This window comes from Paenibacillus sp. FSL H8-0048, from assembly GCF_038002825.1.
In the GTDB taxonomy this organism is placed as follows: domain Bacteria; phylum Bacillota; class Bacilli; order Paenibacillales; family Paenibacillaceae; genus Paenibacillus_AQ.
This window is the reverse complement of record NZ_JBBODF010000001.1, coordinates 4,378,224-4,388,918: the sequence shown is the minus strand read 5'-3', so window position 1 is coordinate 4,388,918 and position 10,695 is coordinate 4,378,224. Positions and strand designations below refer to the sequence as shown.

Sequence of the window (10,695 nt, the reverse complement as noted above, 5' to 3'; positions counted from 1 at the left end):
TTGGAATGCTGGAGGCTAAGTAAACATAGCCAACCTTTCATTGGTATACGTTAGAACACAGCAAAGCAGCGATTCTCCTGTTAATAGGGAATCGCTGCTTTGCTTATGCTATAATTTAATCAAGTGTTTTTGGGCTTAGAGAAAATTGGATAAAGGATGCATTGACCAACCATGTATGAGAATCAGACTTCTATGCACCACAAGCTCTTTATTATCGGCGCAGGTGCTGCCGGACTAATGGCCGCTGTTACTGCGAGTGATATGGGGATCGATACGGCCATTCTGGAGAGTAACGACCGGATTGGCAAGAAGATCTTAATGACAGGCGATGGCCGCTGCAACATTACGAATGAATCCACTGTGACAGCTGAGGATGAAGCAGCCGCTTTATCGCACAAGTATCACAGTAATCAATCCGAATTTCCGCTTGCGGTAGTGCAGCAATATGGCGTCAGCCAGACGATTGATTTTTTCTCCTTTCTTGGGCTTCCGCTGACAAGACTCAAGGGGGGCTTGATGTATCCGATGTCGCTGCAGGCAGCGGCGGTACTGGATATTTTCCAGCTGGCGCTTGAGGATCGGAATGTTCCCGTATACCTTAAGAATAAAGTGGTGGATGTTACGGCTTCGGCAGATCATCCGCGCTTCACGATAAAATGCCTAACGGAGACAGAGGAAGAGGTTGTGTATACCAGCGACTATCTGCTTCTGTCTACGGGTGGCAACACCGGTCCCAATGCAGGAAAAGAACCTCCCGGTTATACCCTTGCCGAACGTCTGGGGCACACCGTGATTGAGCCTTTTCCGGCCATTGTGCAATTGAAGCTGCAATATCCGAATATGAGGGCGCTGTCCAGTATCAAATCTCAGGGACAAGCCCATATCATTGTAAAGGGTAAAGTCATCGGCAGTGAACAGGGTGAAATAGCCTTTACAGACTATGGTATCACCGGTCCGCCCATTCTCCAGCTAAGCAGGAAGGCTGCGTATCATCTGGCCAGAGGAGAACAGGTGAAGTTATCGGTGGATTTGATGCCCGGCCGCACAGAGGAAGAGGTAGTCGATTTCCTAGAAAAGCTCTGGGAGACCTTTGGGCACCGAACCGTGGCGGATTCCCTCGTGGGTATCTTTAACAAGAAGCTTGTTACTGTCCTGCTTAAGGAGACGGGCTTAGATCAACAGCCACAGCTTCTTTGCCAGAATCTCAAGCTGAATACTAAGGAGAACTTTTATCGCCTCTTGAAGCGTTGGGAATTTAAAGTGACGGATACCAATGGCTTTACGAATGCGCAGGTAACAGCCGGCGGCATTGATACGTCGGAGCTCACCCGGGGAACGCTGGAATCCAAGCTGGTGCCCGGGCTGTATTTGGCCGGCGAAGTGATGGATGTGGACGGAGATTTCGGCGGCTATAACCTGCAATGGGCCTGGAGTTCCGGATATGTGGCTGCCATGGCGATCGCTAAGTCCATTCAATAAATTTATTAGGAAAAGGGATGCATCAATTAACATGTATAAGGATCAGACTTCTAGGCACCACGAGCTGTTCATTATCGGTGGGGGTGCTGCAGGTCTAATGGCTGCAGTTACAGCGAGGGATCAAGGTATTGATACAGCCATTATTGAGAGCAATGACCGGCTCGGGAAGAAAATCATAACAACGGGTAACGGGCGGTGCAACATTACGAACCAATCCACCGCTACAGGTACGGATGAAGCGGCTGCTCTATCCGTCAAGTATCACAGCAATCAGGCAGGCTTCCCCATACATGTGCTGCGGCAATTCGGTGTCCGCCAGACCATCGATTTTTTCTCCTCGCTCGGGCTTCCTTTTATGAGCTTGGAGAATGGCCGGATGTATCCGATGTCGCTGCAGGCGGCTTCGGTGCCGGGGGTGTTTAAGCTGGCGCTGGAGGACCGGAATGTTCCCGTCTATTATAAACATAAAGTGCTCGATGTGGCCGTATCGGCGGGACATCCGCGGTTCGCGATAACCTGCCAGACGGAGACAGAGGAACAGGTTGTGTATACCAGTGACTATCTTTTTCTATGTACCGGCGGTCTTACCGCTCCCAAAACAGGAACAGACGGCTCCGGTTATACGCTTGTCCAGCGTCTGGGGCACACTATGATCCACCCGGTGCCAGGCATTGTACAATTGAAGCTGGATTATCCGTATTTGAAGGAACTGTCGGGCATCAAATTTGAGGGAGAGGCCCATGTTATCGTAAACAATGAAGTCATCCGCACGGAGTCTGGCGAGATTCTATTTACGGACTACGGGATTTCGGGTCCGCCTATACTTCAGCTAAGCAGAAAGGCTGCGTATAATCTCGGCATAGGAGAATCCGTGACCCTGTCGGTTGATTTGATGCCGGAGCGCACGGAGGAAGAGCTAATTGATTTTCTGGAGATCCACTGGGGGATCTTCGGACACCGGACCGTTGCCGATTCCTTCGTGGGCATCGTCAGCAAGAAGCTGATTCCCGTGCTGCTGAAGGAGGCTGGAATTGATCAACAGCTGCATTTGCTGTGTCAGGATCTATCCTGGAAAACCAAGAAAATATTCTATAAACTATTGAAGCGTTGGGAATTTAAAATCACCGATACCAACAGCTTCACGAACGCCCAAACTACAGCCGGTGGCATCGATACGGCGGAGCTCATCGAAGGAACGCTGGAATCCAAGCTGGTGCCGGGGCTCTACTTGGCCGGTGAAGTAATGGATGTGGACGGAGATTGCGGCGGCTATAACCTGCAATGGGCCTGGAGCTCCGGATATGTCGCTGCGATGGCGCTTGCTGATCGGCGTGCCCGTACCACGTAAAGGGATAGAGAGTGATGCAGTACCAGTGAAGACACCCTTAGGGGTGTCTTTTCTATTTCTCTTTGAGTTATAAATTCGGGGGAAAGGATTAACAATTACTCCCTATTGATCCGATAAATATATAGATACATATTTTAACTTTGGAATGGAATTGTGGGATAAATCCCAGAATATCTTGTCAAGCGGTTCATTTCATTATGTTGATAGCTTTACTTATGGTGGTACATGTAGCATCCAATAAACTGTAGGGGGATTTTCAGAATGAAGTTAGTTAAAATGAGGAAGTCTGTGTTTGTTTCATCTATTGTAGTTTCAAGTCTGCTATTTGGCACAGTAGGGGTGTTTGCAGGAAATGGGGTTGAAGCAATCAAGGCAAAATTGAACCATGATATCAAGTTTGTCCTTAACGGTTCCAAATGGACTCCAAAAGATCAATCGGGTAATAATTTATCTGCTTTAGTCTATAACGGTTCTACATATGTGCCCTTAAGATCTGTGTCAGAAGCTCTTGGAGCGGATGTTAATTTTGATGGGGCTTCTTTAACTATTTCGATTGATGGTTCAGGTGATAGTGGTATTCCTTATAAGGATACCAGTACGGCATCGACTCCCCAAGAACCGGCTAAGCAAACTGTTAACCCGACTGTGACCAATACACCATCTCCAGCGGCAACGACGTCGACTGCTTCGGCTAATGGCGGTAAAACCCTTAGTTCTGCAATTCCAATAGGCAAGTCGGTTACATTTAATGACCCCTATAGTTATGATGGTCTGTCGTTCACAGGAAACTACACTGTCTCCGTAAGCTCAGTAAAGTCAATCTCAAGAAGTGAAATTGCAATTCTTGGTTTCAGAGAGCCAGAAGCCAATGCTTTGATTGAGTATAAATTGGCTAAGGTGAAGTTCGTTATGAATAATGGTAAGATTATCTCTGATGATAAAAACGAAGGCACTTATGTTGCTGTTGATTTTGTACCACAACTGTGGGGTTCTAAAACTTCAGACGGAGACAGTATCGTCGGTGTGAAGAATTCCGGTTTCACCGGCTCCCTGGATGATGCTATCCGTGACGCAACGGATTTAAAAAAGCTTAAGGCGGGTGAAAGTTACAGCTACACTGCAGAAGGTCTTGTAATCGTACCGGTACATAAGGGTGTGGCGAACTATCTGGCCGTCCAGCTCAGAGACAATAGCGATTATGACAAGTCATTCTTCTACTTCAACCTTTAGTCATCAAGAGGGCTAAGTAATCAAATATGTTTTTCGTTAGCTAAAAGGGGTACCTCTAAAGCCAAATTATGGCTTAGAGGTACCCTTTGTTTCTTGAATACGAGAGAAAGAGAGAATCAAAGGGTTTGATAAAGAAATGTTCGGTCGATTCTGGGAACAATGCAGACAAGAGGGTTTGACGGAGTTGTTCCGTAACAGTCATAATTGTTCTTGTCTTCACGAAAAGGAGGTGTCACAAGTTGCCGATAGAACCTAAGAACCTGTCCACTAAGCAAAGGTTTGTAGAAGCGCTTATGAATGAATCACTTGTGGATCTGCAGTCCATTCCGAAAAGCGATTTGCATAACCACGCCGGACGCGGAGGGAACATTCGATATATTAGCGAGTGGGCGCATGTTGACATAGAGCCGCCGGCGGAACCGTTCCGATCGTTGCAGGATATGCAGCAATGGTTTGTTGAATCTGTGAAACGGCATTGCCCTGGTATTCAAGGTTATTTGAAACGGATTGAAGCTTCCTTTGCGCAAGCGGCTGACGACCATATTGAGAGATTGGCATTAAGCTTTGGAGTGGATGAGGTGGATACCTTGGGAGGAATGGAGCCATTTATGCGGATCATGAATGAATATCATCGCCGGTGTGCTCCTGCAACACAGTTTCTCCCGGAGCTGGCTTTGGACCGTGCCTGCAATGTAGATGAAGTGTATAACCGGTTAGATGAAATATTGGCTTACCGCTGGTTTCGCTCCATTGATATTTGTTGCGATGAATTTGCTCAGCCGATTACATCCTTTAAGTCCATTTACCAAGCTGCGAATACGGCGGGGCTGGCGCTCAAGGCTCATGTGGGGGAGTTCGGAACCGCAGATGATGTTATGGAAGCTGTTGAGGAGCTCGGGCTTCATGAGGTTCACCATGGAATTGCAGCCGTCCGTTCGCCCCAAATTATGAGCTGGCTTTCTGCTCACCATATTCAACTGAATGTCTGTCCTACTAGTAATATCATGCTTGGTGTAGCGGAGAACTACGGCAGCCATCCTATTCGGAAGCTGTATGATTGTGGGGTACCTGTGACGATTAACACCGATGATTTACTGATCTTTAATCAAAGCGTTTCTCAGGAATACATGAATCTGTATCAAGCAGGATTAATGACAGCAGAAGAGCTGAACGAGATTCGTATGAGAGGACTTGGGGCGTTTTTCGATGTGTTTGAAGAGGATCTGGGCATTCTTGAAGATCTAAGGGATCGTTGATAGGACTAGTAGCTCATCAGATCTAAACGTGAGAAAATTACTTTAACTCATGGCTTGCTGAGGGTTTACCGCGCCACGTTTAGAGTGCAAGGGGAGGCTTAATTGCAATTTGTACAGCTAAATCGCCTTATGTGCCGCTAAATCTCCGTTTAGTTGTATTTCCTGCAATTAAAATGCCTCTAGTTCTGGATTTTCGCCCATATGGGCAAATTTAGTTGTACAGACTACAATTAGAAGAGGAACTCCACCCGTTTAACTGTTTTTAGTTGCACAGAATACACTTACCCCTTTTTTTTCGCTACGAATTCAGCTTCATCCCTTACCACATTTATGGAATGAAGTCACTTGTTTAAATCTGATGTGGTACTAGATAAAGGCAAGGTGTCCAAATGGCTGATGAATATATCTGGGTTATTTTTGTTGCTGAGCAGAAGAGCGGAGAGCTGGTTGGAATGGATGCGATCCATCATGAGCATTTTCATTTCAAGGAGATGGACGAGTAAGTTTAACTAAGTCAAGGAGGCTTCTTATATGAGCGCAGCAGAGCTGCCTTTGAGCGATGGCCCTAAGATCCGCAAAGAAAAAATAATTGCATCAAAGATGATCCGTATCTATTGCAAGAAAAAACATCATGGGCAGGAGCTCTGTGAGGAATGCTGGAATTTAAATGAGTATGTTATGAAAAGACTCTCCTATTGCAAATTCGGTGATGAGAAGACTGCTTGTGCGAAGTGTCACATTCATTGCTATACACCGGCTTACCGCCAAGAAATCAAGCGCGTGATGCGTTTCTCAGGACCATGGATGCTGCTGTATCATCCGGTAGAATCCATAAGGCATATCCCCATACCGGAGAAGTTAAAAAAAAGGTTGTCACGATAGCCGGCAGGCGACTCCAGCTAAAAACAACCAAGGAACAGGATGGCCCTGCGCCTTGGCTGTTCGTGGTTACATATATCCCTGCCCCAGCCACTCCCGCTTCAATATAGCGAACTGCTGCGTGTTCTCGTACTTCGGCGTTCCGTCTTCGTTCGTGGTGAAGGAGATGAATTCGAGGAAGCAGCCCTCCCGGCGCATCCCCAGCTTCTCGCAGAGATTCTGCGATCTGGAGTTGTCGTCCTCGACGTAGGCGTAGATGCGTCTGGCTTCCTGCTCCAGAAAAAGATAGCGCAGCAGCGCGCGGGCGCTTTCGCTGGCATAGCCGACGCCCTCGTAGGCCGGGTTGAAGTGCCAGCCTACGCTATAGGTATCGGGCTCCTCTTTCATGCAGAACAGATCGCCAATGATTGCCCCGGTCTCCTTCAGAGTGACGGCCAGATGGGAATCGTCCTGACTCCGTTCGCTGGCAGAAGCGAGGGCTTCTTCTAACGTGGATAGGCGTTCGCTAAGGAAACAGTTCACCCGCGGATTTGCTAAGTACTCCAGCATCCCCGGTGCATCTGACTCCCGGAAGTTTCTGATGATTAATCGCTCGGTACTGATGTCTTGCATGATGGTTCCTCCTTAAGGTTGGGGTTGTGGGGTATTTACCGGCAAGCGGATGTGGACGGAATACTTGCTTCCAGTGCTTGTAAACGTGATTTCGCCCTTATGCTGGCTGATGATTTTGTGGCAGGTCTTGAGGCCGATCCCGGTGCTATGGATTTCATGGGCCGCCCTTTTAATAGCATTCGTGATATCCATCAACAGCCAGCGGCCTTCAATCCTATACGCAATAGTGACGGGGTCAGACGTATCGGCATACTTCGTAATGTTGGAGAAGAGATTGTCGAATACCCGCCTGAAGGAGATCAGGTGAAGCTCCACGCGGAAAGGGACAGGGGAAGGCTCCCATGCTACCTGTAAGCCGTGATTCTCCAGCAGCATCGACTGCTCATCGATTAACTGATCCATGAGCTGAATCCCATCGTAGGACTCGAATTCCAGATCATTCTCCTCTGTGTTATAGACGGTGAAATATTCAAATAGCTTGTCGGACAGATGCTTGATCTGATAGGCTTTTTTCCTGCTGTTATGAATGTATTTCGCTAACGCTTCCTGATCCTGATACTTCTTGTATTCAATGATGTCAAGGTAGCCTACCAATGCGGTCAGCGGTGTCCGCAGATCGTGGGACATGGCGGTGACCAGCTCGCTGTTGGCCAATCTGGCCTGCTCCTCGCTCTCCAGGCGCTCAATGAACGACTTCCGCATCTCATTGATGCTCTGGGCCAGCGACGACAGCTCGTCCTTCCCCCTCAGTGTAATCGGATAGTCCAGATTCCCGCCCTCCAGAATTTTAATCTCCTTCTCCAGCACGCCAATGTAAGAGGTCTTCTTGTTGATGAAGAACAGGACCAGGATGATGAAGAATAGGAACGACAGAATCACACCCAGAATCGTGATGAGGTTGTAATACTTGTATTCAAAAAAATACTCCATATACACCTGAGCAGCCGTATCCGCAAAGGTAACCGTGGAATACTGGGATTTGCTGAAAATGTTAGGGTCCGGCAGGAACCTCGTGTTCTCGGTCTTGATCGTGTACCCGTCGGTAGAGTAAAGGAATTGGTTATCCTTATAGAGATAGAGGTTCACGTACTTGGCGTCTCGGACCCATGCGGCGATCTTCGCGTCATCCTTAAGCGCAAGATGCTGCCCGGAGATATATTCCTGGAGTGCCGGAAGGGCTTGCTCTTCTTGCTTGTTAATGAACGAGCTTCTGGTCCGGTAATGCTCCAGCAGATCTTCACCTGTGGACTGCAGCAGCAGGAATAATCCTGCAGAAGCCACGAACGAACCGATCAGGCACAGGATTAATTTCAGTTTCAGCCTGTTCCACCGCAGCTTGTTATTCAATCCGGTACCCCTTTCCCCAGACGGTTCGGATGAATTTGGGATTCTGCGGGTCCTTCTCCAGCTTCATCCGCAGATTGCGGATATGAACCATCACCGTATTGTTGCAGCTATAGAAATAAGGCTCGTCCCATACACTCTCATAGAGATTCTGCGCCGAGAAAATCTTGTTGCGGTTGCCGGCCATCAGCGCCAGCAGCTTGTACTCAATTTCGGTCAGGGTAAGCTCCTTCCCGTTCATCAATACCTCGTTGACTGCACGATTAATGCTTAGCCCGTTGAAGGTAATTACATTCGAGGGGGAGGAGGTATCCTCCTTGCCTTTGTATACATAATATCGCCTCAGTAAGGCCTTCACCCGAGACACCAGTTCGGTGTAGGAGAAGGGCTTGGAGAGGTAGTCGTCGCTTCCGGCCGAGAAGGCCAAGGTTTTATCGGAGTCTTGAGTCTTGGCTGTCAGGAAAAGAATAGGTGCACTGGTCATCTCACGAATCTCCACGCAAGCCTTGAAGCCCGATTTCCGGGGCATCATAATATCGAGAATAATCAGATCGATGCTATCGTCTACTTTATTCACGGCATCTTCACCGTCTACAGCCTCAATGACATGGTATTGCTCGCTCTCCAGGAGCACCCGGACAATCTCCCGGATCTCGTAGTTGTCGTCGGCTATGAGTATGGTCTTCGCAGGACTCATCATTTTTCCATCCCCCTCCTTTCACGAGCACTTGCCGTGCTTACATTATAGATTGTCCATAGCGCTTAAACCACCGGATGACAGGCGACTTAAGAATTCTTAAGGAATTCCATGCCCGGATCTTAAGAATATCCACCTAAGCTGGAGGTATGTTAAGCCAGTGAAGAGAGGGATTCGAATGGATTGGTTATTACACAAAAAGCGGGTCAGCAAGGTTCTCCTCGCTTGCGCAGGCCTTGTGACCACGATTGTATTCATCAGATACCTGCCGGAGCTTCTGCGACTGACGATGTCGCTGGATGCCTTCCGGGATTATATCCTTTCTACAGGAAAGCTAGGTCCGGTTATGCTGGTTCTCTTCCAGATTCTCCAGACGGTGATCGCACCCATACCGGGAGAGGTCGTTCAAATTGCCGGGGGATACATCTATGGGACAACGTTAGGGGCAGTCTACGTGACTGGGGGGATGATGCTGGGGGCGATGATTGCCTTCTATTTCACCAGATTTCTGGGCGGGTCTTTCATTGAGCGGCTGCTGCAGAAGGACAAGTTCAAGTGGATGCGGGGGATGATGGATAATAAGAAATTCTCAATCTTCCTGTTCATTGTTTTCATTATTCCCGGATTCCCCAAGGATATGTTCATCTATGCCGCGGGATTGACGACGATGAAGCCCCTAAGATTCTTTATGATCCTGCTCATTGCCAGATTCCCGTGGCTGCTGGCCTCCGTGAGCGTCGGGGCTAATATTTACGATAAGAATTATGGCCCCACCATCGTCATTTCCGTTATCTCAGTCCTAGCCTTTATCCTGGGACTAATCTATAAGGACAAGCTAATCGACAAATTATCTTCCTTCAAAGGCGGCAAAAGCGAGTCGTAATCAGCGCCCTTCGATTTTGACCACAGGTGTGCACAAGAAGGTCAGCGTCAGCTCAGGAGGCATGCATTGGTTCTGGTACCATTCATAATTCGGTCTTGAAGGGTCGGCTCTCCAGCCGCTGGCGGGCAGCCATTCCTCCATCCAGCGGTCCCAGGTGGGGCCGATCTCTTCCGATGAGCCGAAGTGAACCGTCACCGCATACAGCCCTTCGGGAATGATGTACTCCTGCAGGCCGTATGTGCCCGTGAAGTCATCCGCTACATGTACGGCGGCGTAGGATCTTTTATCCTTCACCGGAATCTGCGGGTCATGGTCGGGAAAGACCGACATCCACTCCTTGGCATGAGGGTATAGCTGATGTTCTCCCAGGATGCTGTGGAAGCTCTCCCAGGCATGCGGCAGGCCCCAGTAATCCCCTTTATTAAGAACGCCAACGATTCGTTTTGCAGCAAAAGCAATAATCTTCGTCTCCATTGAATGCACTCCTTCAGGATTAAGGTAGAACCAATTCGGCTGAAGCCGCTCGCTGTAATGCAGGCCTACGGATGAGAAGAGGCAGCCCTCCCAGCTGGGGAGCTTCCGGGCCAGGGTCGGTGTCAGGCCATAAGTGTGCTTAAATGCTTTGGTGAAAGCCTCTGCTGTCTCGTAACCGGCATCGAAGGCGACCTCTGTTACGGCTGTCTTCGAGTTCCGCAGGGCATGCATGGCCTTCTCCATACGCAGTCTTCTCAAGCATTCATGCACATTCTCGCCGGTCAGCTCCCGGAACTTACGGTGGAAATGATACGGCGAAGAATAGACCTCCCTAGACATTTGCCTGAAATGCAAGGGCTCATCCAGTGTGTTCATCATCCTAAGAATTGCAGTCTCTACTTTACGGTGCCAGTCGGTTACTGTATTGGCTCTCATAACACCTCTCATTTTAATCCCGGCGGGAGAATCGTACCTGTCTCGCATTGCTTTTTTG

General features: G+C 48.6%; 10 protein-coding genes. 6 read left to right on the top strand and 4 right to left on the bottom strand.

What is annotated here, in order from left to right; translation table 11 throughout:
• The first annotated feature begins 171 nt into the window (after positions 1–171).
• The 5 genes from NSU18_RS18560 to NSU18_RS18540 all read left to right on the top strand — a co-directional run bounded on the left by NSU18_RS18560 (position 172) and on the right by NSU18_RS18540 (position 6,195).
• Positions 172–1,479 (top strand): aminoacetone oxidase family FAD-binding enzyme, encoded by a 1,308-nt coding sequence (locus NSU18_RS18560; RefSeq protein WP_341149760.1) that lies wholly within the window; start codon positions 172–174, stop codon positions 1,477–1,479.
• A gap of 31 nt (positions 1,480–1,510) precedes the next feature.
• Positions 1,511–2,827, top strand: coding sequence for a BaiN/RdsA family NAD(P)/FAD-dependent oxidoreductase (locus tag NSU18_RS18555; protein WP_341149759.1), 1,317 nt, complete (start codon positions 1,511–1,513; stop codon positions 2,825–2,827).
• Positions 2,828–3,088: 261 nt separating this feature from the next.
• On the top strand, positions 3,089–4,057 hold the full coding sequence (locus NSU18_RS18550; protein WP_341149758.1) for a stalk domain-containing protein: 969 nt from the start codon (positions 3,089–3,091) through the stop codon (positions 4,055–4,057).
• 239 nt (positions 4,058–4,296) lie between these two features.
• On the top strand, positions 4,297–5,313 hold the full coding sequence (locus tag NSU18_RS18545; RefSeq protein ID WP_341149757.1) for a hypothetical protein: 1,017 nt from the start codon (positions 4,297–4,299) through the stop codon (positions 5,311–5,313).
• A gap of 531 nt (positions 5,314–5,844) precedes the next feature.
• A complete protein-coding gene (locus tag NSU18_RS18540) occupies positions 5,845–6,195 on the top strand; it encodes a nitrous oxide-stimulated promoter family protein (protein ID WP_341149756.1) in 351 nt (116 codons plus the stop codon).
• 66 nt (positions 6,196–6,261) lie between these two features.
• Here NSU18_RS18540 and NSU18_RS18535 read toward each other — a convergent pair whose 3' ends face one another.
• Genes NSU18_RS18535 through NSU18_RS18525 form a run of 3 tightly spaced genes read right to left on the bottom strand, consistent with a single transcriptional unit; the run spans position 6,262 to position 8,848 of the window.
• Complete coding sequence (locus NSU18_RS18535; RefSeq protein ID WP_341149755.1) at positions 6,262–6,804, bottom strand: GNAT family N-acetyltransferase; 543 nt, start codon at positions 6,802–6,804, stop codon at positions 6,262–6,264.
• 12 nt (positions 6,805–6,816) lie between these two features.
• Entirely contained in the window at positions 6,817–8,151 is a 1,335-nt protein-coding gene (locus NSU18_RS18530) for a HAMP domain-containing sensor histidine kinase (RefSeq protein WP_341149754.1), read from the bottom strand.
• On the bottom strand, positions 8,144–8,848 hold the full coding sequence (locus tag NSU18_RS18525) for a response regulator transcription factor (protein WP_341015265.1): 705 nt from the start codon (positions 8,846–8,848) through the stop codon (positions 8,144–8,146). Before NSU18_RS18525 ends, NSU18_RS18530 begins: the two co-directional genes overlap by 8 nt.
• A gap of 175 nt (positions 8,849–9,023) precedes the next feature.
• Between NSU18_RS18525 and NSU18_RS18520 the strand changes: the two genes are divergently transcribed.
• Entirely contained in the window at positions 9,024–9,728 is a 705-nt protein-coding gene (locus NSU18_RS18520) for a TVP38/TMEM64 family protein (protein ID WP_341149753.1), read from the top strand.
• On the opposite strand, the gene NSU18_RS18515 is transcribed toward NSU18_RS18520, so the two are convergent.
• On the bottom strand, positions 9,729–10,637 hold the full coding sequence (locus tag NSU18_RS18515) for an AraC family transcriptional regulator (protein ID WP_341015263.1): 909 nt from the start codon (positions 10,635–10,637) through the stop codon (positions 9,729–9,731).
• Positions 10,638–10,695: the final 58 nt, after the last annotated feature.

Excerpts from the sequence above, each read along its gene's own strand:
- NSU18_RS18535 (WP_341149755.1), bottom strand. The coding sequence starts at position 6,804 with ATGCAAGACATCAGTACCGAGCGATTAATCATCAGAAACTTCCGGGAG.
- NSU18_RS18550 (WP_341149758.1), top strand. The coding sequence starts at position 3,089 with ATGAAGTTAGTTAAAATGAGGAAGTCTGTGTTTGTTTCATCTATTGTA.
- NSU18_RS18540 (WP_341149756.1), top strand. The coding sequence starts at position 5,845 with ATGAGCGCAGCAGAGCTGCCTTTGAGCGATGGCCCTAAGATCCGCAAA.
- NSU18_RS18525 (WP_341015265.1), bottom strand. The coding sequence starts at position 8,848 with ATGATGAGTCCTGCGAAGACCATACTCATAGCCGACGACAACTACGAG.
- NSU18_RS18520 (WP_341149753.1), top strand. The coding sequence starts at position 9,024 with ATGGATTGGTTATTACACAAAAAGCGGGTCAGCAAGGTTCTCCTCGCT.
- NSU18_RS18515 (WP_341015263.1), bottom strand. The coding sequence starts at position 10,637 with ATGAGAGCCAATACAGTAACCGACTGGCACCGTAAAGTAGAGACTGCA.
- NSU18_RS18555 (WP_341149759.1), top strand. The coding sequence starts at position 1,511 with ATGTATAAGGATCAGACTTCTAGGCACCACGAGCTGTTCATTATCGGT.
- NSU18_RS18560 (WP_341149760.1), top strand. The coding sequence starts at position 172 with ATGTATGAGAATCAGACTTCTATGCACCACAAGCTCTTTATTATCGGC.